Source organism: Nostoc sp. FACHB-152 (genome assembly GCF_014697475.1).
Taxonomy (GTDB): domain Bacteria; phylum Cyanobacteriota; class Cyanobacteriia; order Cyanobacteriales; family Nostocaceae; genus Nostoc_B.
Genome location: NZ_JACJRV010000001.1, coordinates 430455 through 448457, shown reverse-complemented (window position 1 = coordinate 448457; position 18003 = coordinate 430455). Strand labels below are relative to the sequence as shown.

Annotated in this window: 19 protein-coding genes; 3 read left to right on the top strand and 16 right to left on the bottom strand. The window is 36.8% G+C overall.

Annotated features, from left to right (window positions below; all coding sequences use genetic code 11):
- Window positions 1-89: 89 nt before the first annotated feature.
- Window positions 90-833: a dienelactone hydrolase family protein gene (locus H6G76_RS01755; protein WP_190694634.1), complete on the top strand. Its 744-nt coding sequence runs from the start codon at window positions 90-92 to the stop codon at window positions 831-833.
- Window positions 834-936: 103 nt separating this feature from the next.
- A complete protein-coding gene (locus H6G76_RS01750; RefSeq protein WP_190694632.1) occupies window positions 937-1839 on the top strand; it encodes a S1 RNA-binding domain-containing protein in 903 nt (300 codons plus the stop codon).
- Window positions 1840-1904: 65 nt separating this feature from the next.
- On the opposite strand, the gene H6G76_RS01745 is transcribed toward H6G76_RS01750, so the two are convergent.
- Complete coding sequence (locus H6G76_RS01745) at window positions 1905-2390, bottom strand: hypothetical protein (RefSeq protein WP_190694816.1); 486 nt, start codon at window positions 2388-2390, stop codon at window positions 1905-1907.
- Window positions 2391-2545: 155 nt separating this feature from the next.
- Between H6G76_RS01745 and H6G76_RS01740 the strand changes: the two genes are divergently transcribed.
- Window positions 2546-2758: a helix-turn-helix transcriptional regulator gene (locus H6G76_RS01740; protein ID WP_190694630.1), complete on the top strand. Its 213-nt coding sequence runs from the start codon at window positions 2546-2548 to the stop codon at window positions 2756-2758.
- 40 nt (window positions 2759-2798) lie between these two features.
- On the opposite strand, the gene H6G76_RS01735 is transcribed toward H6G76_RS01740, so the two are convergent.
- The 15 genes from H6G76_RS01735 to H6G76_RS01665 all read right to left on the bottom strand — a co-directional run bounded on the left by H6G76_RS01735 (window position 2799) and on the right by H6G76_RS01665 (window position 17981).
- Entirely contained in the window at window positions 2799-3914 is a 1116-nt protein-coding gene (locus H6G76_RS01735; RefSeq protein WP_190694629.1) for a glycosyltransferase family 1 protein, read from the bottom strand.
- Window positions 3915-4016: 102 nt separating this feature from the next.
- On the bottom strand, window positions 4017-4871 hold the full coding sequence (locus tag H6G76_RS01730; RefSeq protein WP_190694627.1) for a glycosyltransferase: 855 nt from the start codon (window positions 4869-4871) through the stop codon (window positions 4017-4019).
- A complete protein-coding gene (locus tag H6G76_RS01725; protein WP_190694625.1) occupies window positions 4868-5944 on the bottom strand; it encodes a glucose-1-phosphate thymidylyltransferase in 1077 nt (358 codons plus the stop codon). Before H6G76_RS01725 ends, H6G76_RS01730 begins: the two co-directional genes overlap by 4 nt.
- Window positions 5945-5949: 5 nt before the next feature.
- Window positions 5950-6834 (bottom strand): dTDP-4-dehydrorhamnose reductase, encoded by an 885-nt coding sequence (gene rfbD, locus H6G76_RS01720; RefSeq protein WP_190694623.1) that lies wholly within the window; start codon window positions 6832-6834, stop codon window positions 5950-5952.
- Complete coding sequence (gene rfbC, locus H6G76_RS01715; protein WP_190694621.1) at window positions 6827-7372, bottom strand: dTDP-4-dehydrorhamnose 3,5-epimerase; 546 nt, start codon at window positions 7370-7372, stop codon at window positions 6827-6829. Before rfbC ends, rfbD begins: the two co-directional genes overlap by 8 nt.
- A 75-nt stretch (window positions 7373-7447) precedes the next feature.
- Window positions 7448-8377: a glycosyltransferase gene (locus tag H6G76_RS01710; RefSeq protein WP_190694619.1), complete on the bottom strand. Its 930-nt coding sequence runs from the start codon at window positions 8375-8377 to the stop codon at window positions 7448-7450.
- Window positions 8378-8474: 97 nt separating this feature from the next.
- Window positions 8475-9440 (bottom strand): bifunctional 2-polyprenyl-6-hydroxyphenol methylase/3-demethylubiquinol 3-O-methyltransferase UbiG, encoded by a 966-nt coding sequence (locus H6G76_RS01705; RefSeq protein ID WP_190694617.1) that lies wholly within the window; start codon window positions 9438-9440, stop codon window positions 8475-8477.
- Window positions 9430-10779 carry a glycosyltransferase gene (locus H6G76_RS01700; RefSeq protein ID WP_190694615.1) on the bottom strand — a complete coding sequence of 450 codons (1350 nt, stop codon included), beginning with the start codon at window positions 10777-10779 and terminating at the stop codon, window positions 9430-9432. The genes H6G76_RS01705 and H6G76_RS01700 overlap by 11 nt, the downstream gene beginning before the upstream one ends.
- A 1-nt stretch (window position 10780) precedes the next feature.
- Window positions 10781-11740 (bottom strand): glycosyltransferase family 2 protein, encoded by a 960-nt coding sequence (locus H6G76_RS01695; protein ID WP_190694613.1) that lies wholly within the window; start codon window positions 11738-11740, stop codon window positions 10781-10783.
- 39 nt (window positions 11741-11779) lie between these two features.
- Window positions 11780-13207: a hypothetical protein gene (locus H6G76_RS01690; protein WP_190694610.1), complete on the bottom strand. Its 1428-nt coding sequence runs from the start codon at window positions 13205-13207 to the stop codon at window positions 11780-11782.
- Window positions 13204-14043 (bottom strand): glycosyltransferase family 2 protein, encoded by an 840-nt coding sequence (locus tag H6G76_RS01685; RefSeq protein WP_190694608.1) that lies wholly within the window; start codon window positions 14041-14043, stop codon window positions 13204-13206. Before H6G76_RS01685 ends, H6G76_RS01690 begins: the two co-directional genes overlap by 4 nt.
- Window positions 14040-15230 carry an ABC transporter ATP-binding protein gene (locus H6G76_RS01680; RefSeq protein ID WP_190694607.1) on the bottom strand — a complete coding sequence of 397 codons (1191 nt, stop codon included), beginning with the start codon at window positions 15228-15230 and terminating at the stop codon, window positions 14040-14042. The genes H6G76_RS01685 and H6G76_RS01680 overlap by 4 nt, the downstream gene beginning before the upstream one ends.
- Window positions 15231-15322: 92 nt before the next feature.
- Window positions 15323-16171, bottom strand: a complete 849-nt coding sequence (locus H6G76_RS01675) for an ABC transporter permease (protein WP_190694605.1) — start codon at window positions 16169-16171, stop codon at window positions 15323-15325.
- A gap of 315 nt (window positions 16172-16486) precedes the next feature.
- The gene (locus H6G76_RS01670) at window positions 16487-17242 is read right to left on the bottom strand and encodes a Uma2 family endonuclease (protein ID WP_190694603.1); all 756 of its coding nucleotides are present in this window, start codon (window positions 17240-17242) and stop codon (window positions 16487-16489) included.
- 10 nt (window positions 17243-17252) lie between these two features.
- A complete protein-coding gene (locus H6G76_RS01665; protein ID WP_190694601.1) occupies window positions 17253-17981 on the bottom strand; it encodes a Uma2 family endonuclease in 729 nt (242 codons plus the stop codon).
- Window positions 17982-18003 lie beyond the last annotated feature (22 nt).

Here is an 18003-nt window from a genome sequence, read left to right as displayed (position 1 = left end):
TTTAATAGCTTAGTTGATTCCTGCCTGAAAAATAGCCTAATACTGGCATAGTTATATCAAACAATCACACAGCATTGGTAAATCCTATTATGACAGAGCTAGCAATCGACACTTCATGGGTTAAAATTTTGCAAAATGGTTTGCAAATCTCTGCTTACCTAGCACAGCCACAAGCACCAGGTGCTTACCCTGGAATTGTGGTTATACAAGAAATTTTTGGTGTTAATAGCCACATTCGAGATGTGACAGAACGAATTGCCAATTTAGGGTATATAGCAATAGCACCAGCATTATTTGAACGTACAGCACCCGGTTTTGAAGCTGGTTACACCCCAGAAGATATTGAGGTTGGCAGAAAATACGCTTGGATGCAAACTACAGCATCAGAATTACTCAGCGATGTTCAATCCGCCATTGATTATCTTAAAACCTTGCCACAAGTAAAACAGGATGCCTTGGGTTGTATTGGCTTTTGCTTTGGTGGTCATGTCGCATATCTGGCAGCTACCTTACCAGATATCAAAGTCACAGCATCTTTTTATGGTGCAAGGATTACTACTACTACACCTGGCGGCGGGGAAGCTACCTTAACGCGTACCCCTCAAATTCAAGGTACACTCTACGCTTTCTTTGGCATGAAAGATGCCAGCATTCCTCAAGAACAGACAAACGAGATTGAAGCAGAGTTAGAAAAATACAAAATTCCGCATCGTATCTTCCGCTACGATGGAGCTGACCACGGATTTTTTTGCGATCAGCGTGCCAGCTATAATCCAAAAGCTGCTGCTGATGCTTGGATTCAGGTACAACAACTGTTTAGTCAGTTAAACTGAATGTCTTTGGTCATTAGTCTTTTGGTCATTAGTAATCACCAAGGGCAAATGACCATTTAAAAATCAGTGGTATTAGCTAAATAACAATTAATTTTCAATAGTCATGAATTCCGAATCGAATCTATCTCAAAAAGCCAATTCGTCTTTTACAATGGACGATTTTGCCAAAGCACTAGAAAAACACGACTACCAGTTTCAAAAAGGACAGGTGGTTCACGGCAAAGTGTTCCAACTTGACCCGGATGGCGCGTATGTCGATATCGGTGGTAAGGCATCTGCTTATATTCCCCGCGATGAGGCTTCTTTGAGAGCGGTAACTGATTTATCGGAAGTTCTGCCGTTGCAAGAAGAACTAGAGTTTTTGATTATCCGAGAACAGGATGCAGAGGGTCAAGTAACTCTATCTCGAAAACAGTTAGAAATTCAGCACATCTGGGAAAAATTAGCGCAAATGCAGGAAAATTCCCAAACGGTGGAAGTCAGGGTAACAGGTGTGAATAAAGGTGGTGTCACCGTTGATCTTCAATCTTTACGTGGGTTTATTCCGCGATCGCATTTAGCTGAACGTGATAACTTAGAAGCACTTAAAGGTCATACTTTAACTGCTGGTTTTTTGGAAGTAGACCGCAACAATAAAAAACTTGTACTTTCTCAACGTTTAGCAACTCGTTCTAGTAGCTTCAGCTTGTTAGAAATCGGTCAGTTAGTTGAAGGTAAAATAACTGGCATTAAACCATTTGGTGTATTTATCGATTTAAATGGCACAAGTGCCTTGCTGCATATTAAGCAAGTTAGCCAAAAATTCATTGAATCTCTCGAAAAAGTCTTCCAAGTCGGTCAAACAATTAAAGCCGTCATTATTGACTTGGATGAAGGCAAAGGTAGAGTTGCACTTTCTACCAGAATTTTAGAAAATTTCCCTGGCGAAGTGCTGGAAAATATGGATGAAGTCATGGCTTCCGCAGAAGCACGCGCTCATCGCGCTGCTAATAAAATGGCTGAATAGCTGTTAATGGTGTTGACGGTTGACGGTTAACCGTCAACCGTCAACAGTTAACAACCTCGTGTGTTCTAGTTTAAAGAAGATTTTTCCAAGCGATAACTCTTTCGTAGTTCCTGCAAAGTGTCTTCAGGGAAGGCAAATTTAATTAAACCCACTAGTTCGCCCCAGCTTTGCAACATAGGTTCCGAAAGAGCTTGCCAAAACTCGTTGGCATAAAATTCTGCCCACCACTCAGGTGCTTGCTTTCGATAAGCATAGTCATGTTGCTTGCGCCACCGCCTACGCCATTTGATAAAGTCGGCTGGTCTGGGTGGCGTTACCCCTAAAATTGGTGGAAAATCTGCATAACTGACAAATCTGCTAATACCTTTGGCGTGGACGTAAACCATATAACGCCAGCATTCGATTGTATATATATCACCAAAGCCAATCCGAAACATCAAGCAAATTGCTTCTTCTGTAACAAATCGTGCTAGTGGATGCTGAAGTGAAGATTTGTGAATAATTTTAGATGCACGGATGACAAGCCCTGTTGGCTTGAGTGATGATACCATGAAAATACCTGTAACTTCGGTAGAATTTACCCTGTCGGTGTTTACGGGATGCTTTTTGTAAACAATGCGATCGCCTTTCAGTTTTCCAGGCCGGAGGGCGATCATTTTATATAATATAGGTAAAAGACTTATACAAGTCAATTGTCAATTAAACTATGGGAATGATTCGCCTCAAGATTCGAGAGTTTGCAGCAGACAAGGGTTGGAGTTTGAAAGAAGTATCTGACCGTTCTGGTGTAGTTTACAGCACTCTCAGAACTTACGCGCGATCGCCTGGATTAGCCACTGTAGATTTTACCGCCATTCAGAAGTTAGCCAGAACTTTTGATGTGATGATTGAGGAATTAGTTGAGGTCGTTCAAGAATAAATATCTTACTCCCTATTCCCCACTCCCTACTCCCTAGTTCTCATAAATAGCGTGATAACACTTCAGCAGTTACGTTTCCGGTTTTTTCCCAACTAAATAAATTCGCCCTGGCGATACCTTGCTGGGAAAGTTGCGATCGCAATTGTGCATCTGACGCTATTGTCTGCATAGCGGCGGTAATTTCTGCACTGTTGTAAGGATTAATTAGAATTGTGGCATCACCAGCGACTTCGGGTAAAGAAGAAATATTCGAGGTAATCACTGGTGTACCACAAGCCATTGCTTCTAAAACAGGGAAACCAAAGCCTTCCCAGAGACTAGGAAAGACAAGTGCGATCGCACCATTAATAATTATTGGTAACTCTTGATAATCAACATAGTTAAGGAACTTTACTTGATTAGTTATTCCTAATTCCTTAACCTGCATCTGCAAGGCTGGAGTGTAACGCGGATCTGTTGGCCCTGCTAGCCATAGTTCATAATCCTGATAATTTGGTAACGTAGCAAAAGCACTGATCAGGCGGTGGAGATTTTTGTAAGGGTCTTGTCTACCAATGTAAAGAAAGTAGTTGCGAGTTGGTAAATTGAGATAGTGAAAGTGGGTGCGATCGTGTGCTAAATGAATAGGGGTAATTTTACTAGCTGGAATTTGGTAAAAATCAATAATATCGTCAGCAGTAGCCTGGGAATTACAAACAACGTGTTGCGCTTGCTTTAGGACTTGGGGAATATAGTAGTTATGGTAGAGTGTCAACGGTGAGAAGCGTTTAGGAAAGCGTAATGGTATTAAATCATGCGCCATAGCTACAAAACGACAGTTGCTATGAAGCGGTGCTTCTGGTAAGGGTGAAAATAAAAGTTGCGATGTCTGCGACTGGCTATGTCCACGTAATTTCTGATAAATCTGTGGTAATTGAAATTGTGTCCACACTAAGCGGCGAAAATGTCCTGCTGTACCATGAGCAGGAGTAAGATTATTTGGTATGGAATAGCAATTAAATTCCGGATAGTTGTAGGCAGTTAATAAAGTAGGATTCAGAGATTTTAAATAAGGAAAAATATTTTGGGCATAATTACTAATGCCTGTTGGTTTATCTAATAGTATAGATAAATTAACAATTAGTTGAGGGGATGAGTAATTATCTTTTGTATTCATTAAATAATTGTTTATAAAATCCGTGCTACTTCAATACGTTCTCTGTTCGTAAACAACCGGAAAAATTTGGAAATAATTACTTGGAATTTTCTTTTAGCAGCACTAATGTCTATCACCCATATATCGCCGCAAATACATTAACACACCACTAATTTTTCCTAGTGCTACTTGTGGTTTAACAAGGAATAAAACGAGGGAATACGAAATGAGTCTGGTTAATCTAACTATTTGTATTTCTTTATTTGTATATCTCTCTAAAGTTAATAAATAGCTGTATGTACTGTGTTTAATTTTTAGAAAAATATTTTTATTAGTTATTGAAGATGGTTGATGAATAACACTAAACTGTTTAGTTACTGCAATTAAATGCCCTTGTTGGGCATAGCGTCTACAAAAATCGAAATCTTCATAATATAGAAAGTACGCAGGATCAAATAGAGGTATTTCCGAAAAATTGCGTAAATTAATGATTAAACTACAGCCGGAAATCCAATCACAAGTTATATAGTCTTTATCTGTATTTGTTAATAAGTCTTGGCTGATAATAGCACCAGTTGCAGGAATAAAATTACCACCACCAAACCATACTTCACCTGTAGGTGTATAAATAATAGAACCAATAATTGATAATTCGGGATGAGAATCAACAAATATTTGGGCTGTGGCTAAACAAGGTTCTGCTAAATAAGCATCAGGGTTAATTATCCAAACAATTGCTTGCTTATCTTGATGGTAAATATATTTTATGCCCAAATTGCAAGCCTTACCAAAACCGATATTAGTTTCAGCATTAATAATCTGTACAGATTGATTTTTGAAATTATTAATCTCAGTATCTTCTGGAGAATTATTGATGATGATTATTTTATAATTGATTTCGGTACTAGATGGTAACGAATTAATTAGTTTTACTACTAACTTTGTGGAGTAATAGTTAACAGTTAAAAAGTAAATCATGTCAGTTCAATTTGACAATCATCACCAATCAAAAATCTCAATGCTTTAGGACGACGGGGTGCAATTGTTAATTCTGCACGTTGACCGATGACGCTATCAATAATACGCTGATTAATTCCGGCAATTTTAGCACCTTCTAAAATTACGCTATGTTCTAAATCTGTATCGATTAGGGTTGTATTATTAGCAATACTACTATAAGGGCCAATAAAGCAGTTTTCTAAATAACAATTGCTACCAATTACCACCGGGCCACGAATTGTAGAATTAATAATTTGAGAATTAGCCCCAATTTGCACTCGCCCAATAATCTGACTATTAGCATCAACTTCACCGTCATTAGATGCTGTTAAATAAGTGTCAAGAATTATCCGGTTAGCTTCTAGCAAATCATCTTTTTTACCAGTATCTAGCCACCAGCCTTCTAGGTTACAGGCTATAACTTGCTTTTGCTGATCTATTAAACATTGAATAGCATCGGTAATTTCTAACTCGCCTCTTTTTGAGGGCTGAATTAGCGAAATCGCCTGATGAATAATCGGGGAAAAGAAATATACACCCACTAATGCTAAATTTGATGGGGGAATTTTGGGCTTTTCAACTAATTGTAATACCCGCCCTGCGTCATCCACCTTCGCCACACCAAAGGCACTAGGATTGACAACCTCACGTAAAAGAATTAACGCATCCGGTTGTTGTTGGGTAAATTTTTGTAGGAAGTAACTTAAATCACCTTGCTGAATTAGGTTATCACCCAGATACATAATAAAGGGTGAATCTGCTAAAAAGGGACGGGCGATCGCCACAGCATGAGCTAGTCCGGCTGGCTGGTCTTGTACAATGTAGGTAATCTTCGCACCAAAAAGTTCGCCATCTCCAGTTTTGTTTTGGACTTCTGTCCCCGTTTCTGGGCTAATCACAATCCCAATATCAGTGATCCCAGCCGCAACCATTTCTTCAATCCCATACCATAAAATTGGTTTATTGGCAACAGGAACCAGTTGTTTTGCACCTGTATAGGTGAGTGGGCGTAGACGTGTACCTTTACCGCCAGAGAGAATTAGTGCTTTCATAATGATCAAGATTTAGAGAGCCAGTCTTTAAGCATTAGTCTCAGTCTTTGTCGCCAATGGGGTGGGTAAGTTTTTAGAACTTGTGATATTTTCCCACAAGCCAGGACAGCATATGCAGGGCGACGGGCTAAGGTGGGATATTCGGCGGTGGTGATAGGAACAATGTTTTGGACTGTCAGAGGAAAACCTAGCTGTTGTGCTTCTTCCAAAATCGCTACAGCAAAGTCGTACCAGCTAATAACACCACTGTTGGTGTAGTGGTATGTACCAGCAATGTCTGGTGTTAACTGGGGGATAAATTGGGCGATTACCTCAGCGATATCATACGCCCAAGTAGGGCTACCAATTTGGTCTGCAACTACACGAATTTCTGGGCGTTCTTTACCCAACCGCAGCATAGTTTTGACAAAGTTACTTTTACCAAAACTGCCATAAACCCAAGCTGTACGGAGAATGATGTGATGGGGATGAGTTTCCCCAATTGCTATTTCTCCGGCTAGTTTAGTTTTACCGTAAATACTTAATGGGTTAGTTGCATCAGTTTCTTGGTATGGGCGACATTGCTGGCCGTCAAAAACGTAGTCTGTGGAGATGTGTATTAAAAACGAGCCGATTTTTTGACTTTCTGCGGCGATAATTTCGGGTGCTGTCGCATTGACGGCTGTAGCTAGTTCGGTTTCGGTTTCGGCTTTATCTACAGCCGTGTAAGCGGCGGCGTTAATAATTATTTGTGGTTGGATTTCTCTGATGATTCGACGTAGGCTATCAGGTTGAGTCAGGTCTATGTCAGGGCGTACAAGTGGAATAACTTTATGTTGCGGTACGAGAATTTGTTGTAGTTCTTGACCAACTTGACCATTGCTACCCAGTAGTAAGATTGATTTACTCATAGACTTCTGCACTTTTAAATGCCTGACCGTTGCTATCTTTAGCTGATAGTATTGGTAGTTCTTTGATAGGCCAGTCTATAGCTAAATCTGGATCATTCCATACAATAGTGCGATCGCCACCAGGCGCATAGTAATCTGTAGTTTTGTAAAGAACTTCTGCAACTTCGGAAAGTACAACAAAACCGTGAGCAAAGCCAGGTGGTATCCACAATTGGCGTTTATTCTCCGCACTGAGTTCATACCCTACCCATTGTCCAAAGGTAGGCGAGCTTTTTCTAATGTCTACAGCTACGTCAAAAATACTACCAACCACAACACGGACTAATTTACCTTGAGGTTGAATGATTTGGTAATGCAGTCCGCGCAGAACATTTTTTTTGGAACAGGAATGATTGTCTTGAACAAAGTTAAAAGTAATGCCAGCTTTATCAATAAATTTTTGCTGATTATAAGATTCAAAAAAAAAGCCGCGCGAGTCAGTGAATACTTGCGGTTCGATGAGGTAAACGTTAGAGATTTCAGTGGGTATAAGTTTCACGGGTATTGATGGTACTGTTATTGGCAAGAATAATTTAGCACGTAATCTTTCTCCAACTTAAAGTGTAATTAAACTTCAGTGCCACAATTTACCAAGTTTACCGATAAAACCATGAAACGTTCCTAACAAACATGCCCATATCTTTATGTTTTTATATTCATGGTCAAAAAGTATAATTTTTATTATAGTAAAAATTAAATATTTGATTCGTTTTAAACTGCTCGTCACTTTATACAAGCCTTGAGCATAGCGAGTCTCCAAATAAGTATGGTTCCTACAAATATAGTAGTGACGTATAGGCGGATATTTTTGTACTAAGAGATTTCTATTGATAAATTTAATTTCGCTAGGATGGCCAAAATTGTGATGCATAATGGCATCAGTAACAATAAAGTTGTGATAACCTGCCTGCTTTAGCCTTAATCCATAATCGAGATCAATTCCATCAATAAATAAATCTTCTCTTGGAATAGAAATAGTTTTAGCAGTTGTTAAAGAAATCAAAGTACCAGAAGTTATAGGTGCATCGCATTCATACAACTTCTTCTGCTGATGCTGACATCCAGCAAAATGATCTTTAACGAAATTTGCCCCTTCAATAATATTATTATTTCTAAGATCAATGGATAAAGGCGCGATAATGCCAACTTTATAGTTGTTTTGAGATACTTCTCGATAAACTTTTAAAAGATTTTCTAAACAGCTGAAAGCTGGAATACTATCTTGATCAAAAGTCCATAAAAAATCATATTTATAAGAGAATAACCTTTTATAGGCAATTTTTAAACTACCAGAGACTCCTAAATTTTCGGGAGAATAAATAACTTCTAAATTACTATTATTAACTGAAGGTTGCAGACATACTTTTTTATCATTGGAGTTGTCTACAATTAAAATTTTTTCTACTGGGGTTGATTGATTTTTAATTGCTGAAATAAAAGATGCAACTGCCTCCGGGTCTTCATAAGCAGTCACACATACTAATATCTTAGGTGTGCTTTTCAATTTTTGTCCAAAATGGCTTATTTTTCTAATGAGTATTTTGGTACTGAGCAACTCATGAATTAAATAGCTTCTTTAATTATCAAACAACCACAAATAGTTATTTTGACTCCAGTACAATTAAATCCTGATTGCATTCAACCCCTCCTGGCAAAAACAAAGAAACATACCAATCAGAACAAAGATTCTCTAACCACCATTCTGGTGAAATATAGGCTTCACCCCAACTAGAGCTAACTACTCCCCAATCTCCTTTTGGTCCAAATATATCTATGAAGGAAAATCCTTTACTGTACAAATTTTCTTCAATCTTATTCAATGTCTGTGCCGAGTGTCGTCCACTCTTTGCATAACAATTTAATGACTGATAGCCATGAGTTGTAAATATAAGATAACCCCCAGGACGAATTATACGTTTCATTTCTGCAAACCACTCTAATGCAGCAAGTTCGGAAAAATGAGACCAGATTGAAATAGCATAAACTAGATCAAAAGTTCCTGTAGAATATGCCAGTGGTGGTACTTGTGGGCTAACTGTAAAATTAATATTTCGCAGGTAATTTTTTGCCCAGTCTATGGCTACCTCATTAGGATCGCAACCATAAAAATTAATTTCGGGGTATGCAGTATTGAGAACTCTTAGAATACGCCCTGATGAACATCCAAAATCTAATACACTAGAACTAGGTTTTAATTTTGCTCCAACTTTGTGCATAGCTTCCGTTATTAAATCAGCATAATAGAAGCTACCTCCTGCACTAAAAGGCCCACGAGCCATAGAATGTACATTTTCTGGAGGCATTGCACTACTCAATCCAGTTTTTTCTAAAAGAATTGGTACGCTATAATAAACTCCAAGATGCAGAATTGTATATTTGTAACCTATTGAATCAGTCGGTATATCTTTTACAAGCTCAAGATGCTCTGTGTTTAAATGTTTCTCAACAATTGCAATATCATCAGTATCTAGACGAGAAAAAAGAGTATTTGTAACTTCACTATGACTTAATTGATAAGCTCTTTGTTCCCGTTTTATAAAATTGCTTAGTTGATTTTTATGAAGCATTGTTCTGCAATTGTTGTTTAATTAAACTGTAAAGACTATTAACTTGGTAATTCCAATTATTTAACTTAGATATATATTTCAGAGAACTATTTTTTAAATTTGACAATAAATTTCTGTCATTATATAAATGCATCAATCCATCGCACATAGATTGTGGATCTTGCTTAACAAGGTAACTGTTCTCAAGATGTAATAAGTCATAGGATGTATTTTCTACATCTAAATCCATTAATACACATCCACAAGCCATTACTTCACGAGCTACTAAAGAAAGATTACTGGCAGATGGAGCAATACAAACATCACATAATGAATAAAGTTCTGATAGTTCGTTAGTAGTTAGCATACCTAAATTGTAACATTTAAAAGGTACAGGAGGTAGCTCATTCCATCCATAAGCAATTATAGTAATATCTGTTGCTTTTTTAGAGAACAAATATAAAGCCATTAATACTAATTCAAAACAGCGTCTAGGAGTTACGCTACGACCATAAAAACAAACTTTAAAACTTTTATTGTTACAAATGGATTTAATTTTTTCATTTGAAATTGTAGTTTGAGGAATATATAAGTCTTTATCTACTACAATGTCATAATAATCAGCTTTTACGCCATACTTTTGTCGCAGTAGATGCGTCAGCCAAGGGCCTAAGGTGATATGGTAGTAGTTGAAATAATAGGTATTTTCAGCTAAGTACCAATAACTTCCTGCTGAAAAGAATAGGGGTTCATAGTCTTGAACAAAATAGACTTTTAAATTAGCATCAAACGTTAGTCCAGCATAAGCTGTAATCCAAGAAGTACAAACCAAAACATCAGCTTTTTCATATTCTGCGCCAGGCTTGTATATTTTGACTTCCGCATCAATATTTTCAAAATAATCGCAGATTTTTTCCTTAATTTCTTCAGGAGTTAAGCCAATTTCAAATTCTTTGACTATGTAGATAGTACATTTACAACCTAAATTTTCTAATCCTTTAACAAATCTAAACAAGTTCTTATGTCCACCAGAACCCTTAGAGAAAAAAGGTACAAGCCAGGTAAAAGACAAATTATGGATATCTACACTCTTGTTATTAAAAGCTCTATTATTGAGCAATATAGAATTACTTCTATGTTTTAATCCTTCCAGTATGATTTGATGAGTATCTGATAAATTATTTTGAATGGCTTCTATGCTAACAGGCTGACTTTCAGCAACAACAATTTCCGGGGGCATTTCTACTATCGGTGAAAGTTTCTTAATTATTAGCGAAATAGTTGCCTGCAAACCTATTTGATTTATTTTTGTTAAAAATTTTCTGAATGCTATTAACAAAAATCTTTGCTTAGAAATCATTCTATTTATTCCTCATTTTTTGTGCTTGTCCAGAAAAAAACATTTGGGCAAAGTAATCAGGAATTTTATCGTGTCGAACTCCTAAAAATTGACCACTGATTCTGCCCATATTATTTAATACGCGCATAAGCATCCAATAATATTTTTGCTGAACCGATAATTCCGGATTTTTTCTAATTATTTGAATATCTCCAACAGATAGACCATAAATTGTTTTGAAAGAACTTAGAATTGAATCTTTTTGAACAAGCCCTATTTTGATATAGGCACGATATTCATCAAAACTTCTTTTGAACCACTCTATTGGAGAATAAGTATGCGAATGATAAACAACTGCGCTGGGTTCATAGCATTTTATATAGCCTTGTTCTAAAATATCTTGTGCCCAAATCTGATCTTCGGACATTTCAACTTGTCGAAACGGTATTTTTTCCCAAACTGATTTCCTAATACAAGAGTTATTATTAGAAAAGAATACATAAATACCTTTGTTGCTTTCATAGCTCTCATCTTTTTTCCATGTTTTTCTAACTAGGGATATAGTTTTTTCAAAATGGTAATCTAAGTTAAAAGCAACTATTGGATCACATTTAGGTCTAGCTATATGCTTACCAAAAACTCCAGCTATCTGGGGATCTTCCAAAAAAGGCTTTACGAGATTACTTAGCCAATACTCATTAGCTGGTGTAGCATCTTGAGTTATAAAAGCGATAAATTCACCTTGAGATTCTTGTACACCAAGATTACGAGTTAAGCCATGATTAAATTGTGCAGGAGGAATTTGAATTAATTTAACATTATGCTTTTTAATAATTTCTAATGAATTATCTTTAGAACCCGAATCAATGACAACAACTTCATATTTAAATTCAGTTTTTTGAGTCAAAGTAGCTGTTAGAACTTCATCTAAAAATTCTTGACCGTTTTTAACCGGAATAATTACTGAAACTAGGGTAGACATTGTAATTTTTTGTTGCTATTGATTAATAAATAAGTTATACTAAGGCTTAATATATAATGCTTTTATCATTTTTTTAAAAGATATAAGTATAGGCTTAAATTTATTCCAAACAGTTTTGATTGTACCAACATTACTATTCTCTATTTCTATGATTTCTTCATAGGATTGTTTCACTGCGGCTTGAGATCGCGCTAATTCAGCCTGAGTTTGTTGAAGTTGAGACTGCGATCGCGCTAATTCAGCCTGAGTTTGTTGAAGTTGAGACTGCGATCGCGCTAGTTCAGCTTGAGTTTGCTGAAGTTGGGATTGCGATCGCGCTAGTTCAGCTTGAGTTTGCTGAAGTTGGGATTGCGATCGCGCTAGTTCAGCTTGAGTTTGCTGAAGTTGGGATTGCGATCGCTCTAATTCTGTGTGCCATAATTCACGCTCACTCAATGTTCGTCTGTAAGCATGACCTATTTTTGCAAATGTTTGAGGTAGTTCAATGTTTATATAGGGTTTCGATAAAAAATCTTTACCAATCCTCTCCAAAACTCTATCAATGTTATTTACGAGTGAGTAATGTATTGAGGCATAATCTTGAAAAAAGCTTGTATGCTGTATAGCTGCTAAAAAGTTAACTGTTATTTCTGTGGCTAACTCTTCACTAGAAAGGCGTAAATTACAACATCTACCGGAATAATTAAACCATTCAGCTAGTTTATAATTTTCTGGAGTTAGCCAGCCAGGGCCACCAAAATGGTCATAGCAAAATACTGGTATTTTTAATGCCATACAATGCTGTACTGTACGCCCAATAGTTATAACTGCATCATAAGTACTTAATAATTCCTTGTTAACTAATACAGGTTTGCCTACAATCCCTATTAAATCAACAATAATACCATTTTTTTTCAATATTTTAATCGTATCTAAAATTTCTTGGGGGGGGTGATTAGAAATTACAGCCACCTTAGATAAAGTAGGTAACTCCTGAGGTTTGCGCGTTACAGAAAATTCAAAAAAGTTAGCAGGCACAGAATTGTTAAATACAAATAATTTCTCTAGATTCTCCTTTTCAGAGCTTAATGATAAGGCTGCTTTTGTTTCTTCTGAGTTACATACAATTAAGTCTGCATAGTTATGAAAAAAAGGTACTGTTTCTAGAGGTTCATATGGAGATAAACTGCTCAATACAATTGATTTTGCTTTGATTTTATCTTCTAATAAGCATTTAATTACAACAGGAAAGTGATGCGCCCAAAATAAATCGAATTCTTTGATGGGGATTGGCTCATTTAATATATTAAAAACATTAATGTTATTTTGTTTAAAGCATTTTTCTATTTCCCCATCAAAGATAAAAGTTGCTACATATACATCCCATCCTTGGGCTTTAAATTCAGTTGCTAAATCAAGCGTAACAAGCTCAGAGCCAGAAAAATGAACAAGCTGATGATTTGTAAATAAAACTCTGCCTAAACTCATACTGGATGTATTACCTTCGCTTGATTAAATAACTGTTCTCCCCAAATCTGTAACTCTGTATCAAAGTCAGATAATAGATGAATAGCCTTTCCTTTCCTTTCTAGCCATTTTTTTCCATAAACTTCAAAGGGAAAATGATTTATATAATAGTCACAAGTATCTTCCCAATGTTGAACTGAAAGTGATTTACCGTAATGTTGGCAATAAAATTTCACTATAATATTTTTGGATGAAGGGACAGTAGGTTCGCGTGAATCTAAACCTTGAAATACTACATCTGAGCTATTTCTCCATAGCATCAAAATATCTCGTCTTTCTATACCAAAATATTTTCTAAAGTTTAAGAGTTTTTGTCCTTTTTTGAACGGTTCTCTATCTTCAATGGTAATATAAGCATCAAATAGTTGGATTCTGATGGCATCTATATCTTGAGATTGATCACTATCAATAAAAGGTCGAATATCTCCTAAATACCTTTCATCTGCATCTGCACACAAAATCCATTCAGGTTGATACTCAGTTGCTAGTTGCAAAAGTTCCGCTCTATCTTGCGTTTCTCGATAAATGCGCTCCTCTGGATTGGGTAACCAATCGTAGTTTTTGATAATAGCATATACTTTTCTGTGCTGACGTAATATGTCAAATGTTTTATCTGTGCTAGCATCGTCATAACAAATAATTCCATCACAGATACTTGCTAAATGGTCTAAAGTATCCGCAATAATCAGTTCTTCATTGCGCACTCTTAAAATAGCTAAAAGTTTTTGTTTTTTCGGATTTTTTAGCCTATATATTTTCTTTTTTTTTTCTAATAAGTTAGAAATAAGTCTTATCATAAAATCCACTCATGTTCTGCGCGGAAATAACCTTCAGCAACAGGTATACCACTGTTGTTTTTTTGCATATCCACAAAAAAGCTTGTTGCATATTCAAGCTTATCATAGGGATACATAGCCAAATCGTCTACTAAAGAAACAGAAATGAAATAAGTACCTCTCGTAAAATTATTTTTAGGAATATATAATTTTACAGTTTCGTAAATTCCTGAAATCACAAAATTATCTCTAATTGTATTAAATAAAGTGACTACATCACCCACAGAATTTTTTATTAATATTCCAACACCATATTTCTCAGGAACTTTTATAAATTCTAATCCTAATGTAATTGTTATATTTTCACCACTAAAATATGATGATTTATCAGTTTTTATATATTTAATAACTACATCTTTTTTTTCTAATAAATTGTTATCTTGCTGCTGATTATTAATTGCATACAGCTTTTCTTGTGACTCAGTAACACTGTCTTGATATGCTTCGCAAACCACTGAACATATACCATCTTTTTCCATTTTTCCGTTTCTAATCCAAATAGATCGATCACAGAAGTTACGGACACTTGATATGGAATGACTAACATACAAAATTGTCTTTTCGCCTTTGAGCATTTTCATCCGCTCAATGCATTTAGATTGAAAGTACATATCACCAACACTTAATGCTTCATCTACTATTAAAATGTCGGCATCAACTTGAGTCACCACTGAAAATGCTAGTCTGACAAACATACCACTAGAATAAGTTTTAACAGGCTGATCAATGAAATCACCTATTTCTGCAAATTCAGCAATTTTATGAAAACGTTCTTCAATTTCTCTTTGACTTAAACCCAATAACCTACCATAAAAAAATACATTTTGCCTGCCAGTAAACTCAGGATTAAATCCACTACCTAATTCTAATAACGCCCCGACTCTACCATTTACTTGAACTTCTCCCACTGTTGGAGTTAGTGTCCCAGCAATAATTTGTAGTAGTGTACTTTTTCCTGAGCCGTTTTGTCCTATAATTCCTATCGTTTGTCCTTTAGGAATTTCCAAGTTGAGATCGCGTAGCGCCCAAAATGTATCTGCCCTACTTTTTCCAGGCAATAAAATCTCTTTTAAGCGATCTACTGGACGAGCATAACGCTTATAGCATTTAGAGATATTCTTTAGTGAAATAGCAATCTCTTCACCCATACCAACCCCACACTCCTCATAGCACAGTCATGATGTACCGCATATTTCACACGATCATTAGGCTGACGAGCCGTTAATAAGAGTGAAAGTTGCTATAATACATCAGCAAAAGCGGGACGCAATCGTTTATATACAAAAAACCCACAGCAAAATATAACAGATGCGATCGCCGTCGCTACACCCCATTCTCCCCAGTGTTTTACCTCCCCGACTAAGATTAAATCACGATAAACCTCTGCGATCGCAGTTATGGGATTTAACCAAAATACCCAACCCCGCCAGGCTTCAGGAATTGCTGTTGCTGGATAAACAATTGGTGTCATATATAACCAAAGATTGACAATTACAACCAAAGTTTGCGGAATATCTCGCAAAAAAACTGTTAATCCCGCAGCCAAATAACCTAATCCTGCTGTTAACATCAACTGCGTCAGCCAAACTAAGGGTAACAGTGCCAAGGTCGTATGTAAAGTTTGAGATGTTAAAGCTACAAAAAAAATCAACGCCATTAAGCCAAAGGCACTTTCAATAAACGTTGAGAAAATCGGTACTAAAGGTAATAATGCTAGAGGAAACACCACTTTTTTAACTAAATTTGGCTGTCCTACCACTGAACCAGCAGACTGCAACAATCCACTTGTAAAAGCAATCCAAGGCAGTAAACCCGCAAATAGCCATAAACCAAAGGTAAAATTATTGTCTGGTAAACCCTTTAAAGTATGCAGCTTTACCTTTAATACAATTGAAAAAACGTAAGTATAAATTAATAACTGTGATAGCTGATTGAGTAAAGGCCACAAATTTCCTAAAACAGAACCTTTATAACGCGCTTCTAAATCTCGCCTGACTAAAGTTCTCAGTAAATCGAATTTTGCCCATAACTGTTCATTTATAGGCAGTATACGCCTCAGTTTCCCAGCTTTGCGTACAGCTCGCCGCATTATCTGTACCAATTTTTGTTACCTCACTCACTACTCACACAATTTAATTGCCTTCAATGAAGCTAACTATTGATGAAAGTTCCCTTCAAAATAATTGTTGATCAGCTAATTGACTTTTAATTTGTATAACCAAGGTGTGCAAGATAGTTAAATTTTCTAACAGCTTATCAAGTCTCAAATAACTTTATATTCTAATTCAACATGAATTATTTTGTGTAATCATACAATGAATTAACTAAAACGAATCACTGTTGGCTATAAAAATAAGCTCATCAGATGTAGTCTTAAATTTGATATTTTAAAGCAGATTTTGAATTAACTAACGCTATCAGGATCAATCCCTTGGGAACGCAAATATTCTGCTAGTCTATCAGCCCGTTGACGTTCTTGTTCTGCCCGTTGGCGTTCTTGTTGGGCTTGTTCTTTTAGTGTTGGTACCCAACCTGCCGTGTTATACCAGCGTAACCATAAACCTGTGGACTGCTGATAAGTTCCCTGCCACAGACCTAAACCTAATTCTATTTCTTCTAACCAAAATCGCTGTTCTGGTAAAGATATGGCCTCGTACCGAGTGCCATTAAGTCGAAACGCCCTGAAATTATTCTCATAGCGGTCATAGACAACGTAGTAAGGAACACGCAAAATCCGTTCATAAACTTCCCACTTTGTTGGGGGCTTGTTCACTTCGCGTAATGTTTGCCCTAAGTCTTCCTGTTCTGTATCTGGTGAAAGTAGTTCCACTACCAAAAATGGCGCAACTCCCTCTTGCCAAATGACGTAACTTAAACGTAAGTCTTGCTGTTGATTAGCACCCGTTACGCCTAAAACTATGTACCAATCTGGGCGCTTGTACCACAATGTATGGCGGGGATCATAGTAAAGGTTTAAATCACTAGCAAGTAGAATTTCCGCAGATGAGTAGTTAGGAGGTTGACAAGTTTCACTGAGTAAGTCTGCTTGAATGCAATGAAATTCATCTGGCAACCCTGATTCCCCAATTAATTCACTAGGTAAATCATACATTGTTGGCATGGTTTCTCGTGGGGGACGGGGTGGGTCAGTTTGATACATAGCTACTACCTCAACTCATATTATCTGGGTCAACACCTAGAGAACGCAAATATTCTGCCAACCGTTGCGATCGCTTCTGTTCTTGTTGCAACCTTAATTCAGCATCAGATAACTGTTGCTGTGCTGCAATTGCTTCCTGTTGTGAGGTTAGAGCCGCTTCTTCTGGTGTAGGCACTAAGTCGCCTTCAGAAGTAAAGTAACGAAGTTTACCATTCTCTACACCTAAATACAGACCCAGTACCTCACTCCAACACCAGCCACGAGCATCAGGTACGATTGGTTGATATTTATTACCTACCAACTCAAAACCAGCAAATTCTAAACTTTCTGGCGAAAACCAAAAATATTCAGGTGTATGAAATCGGTTTTCATACAGACTTTTCTTTAAATTCCGATCAATATTAGCCGTACTTTCTGAAAGTAATTCAATAATCAAATCAGGATAACGACCATCTTCTTCCCAAACTACCCAAGAATTGCGGGGGCGTTTTTCTGTATCTTTCACCAGAAAAAAGTCTGGGCCACGAAAATCTCGATTTCGTAACTGTTGCCGGCTAAAGTATATTGTCAGGTTTGCACCAATAAAGTAGTCATTTTGGTCACGCCATAGCCATTCTAAGCAAGTTACTAATAGCAATAACTGCATATAATGCAACGAAGTTTCCATTTCTGGCTCATCACTCAAAAGTCGAGTTGCATCGGGCATTTGTTGTTCTAGCTGTTGCGCTGTGACAAACATGGTTCTATACCTGATTGCTTGT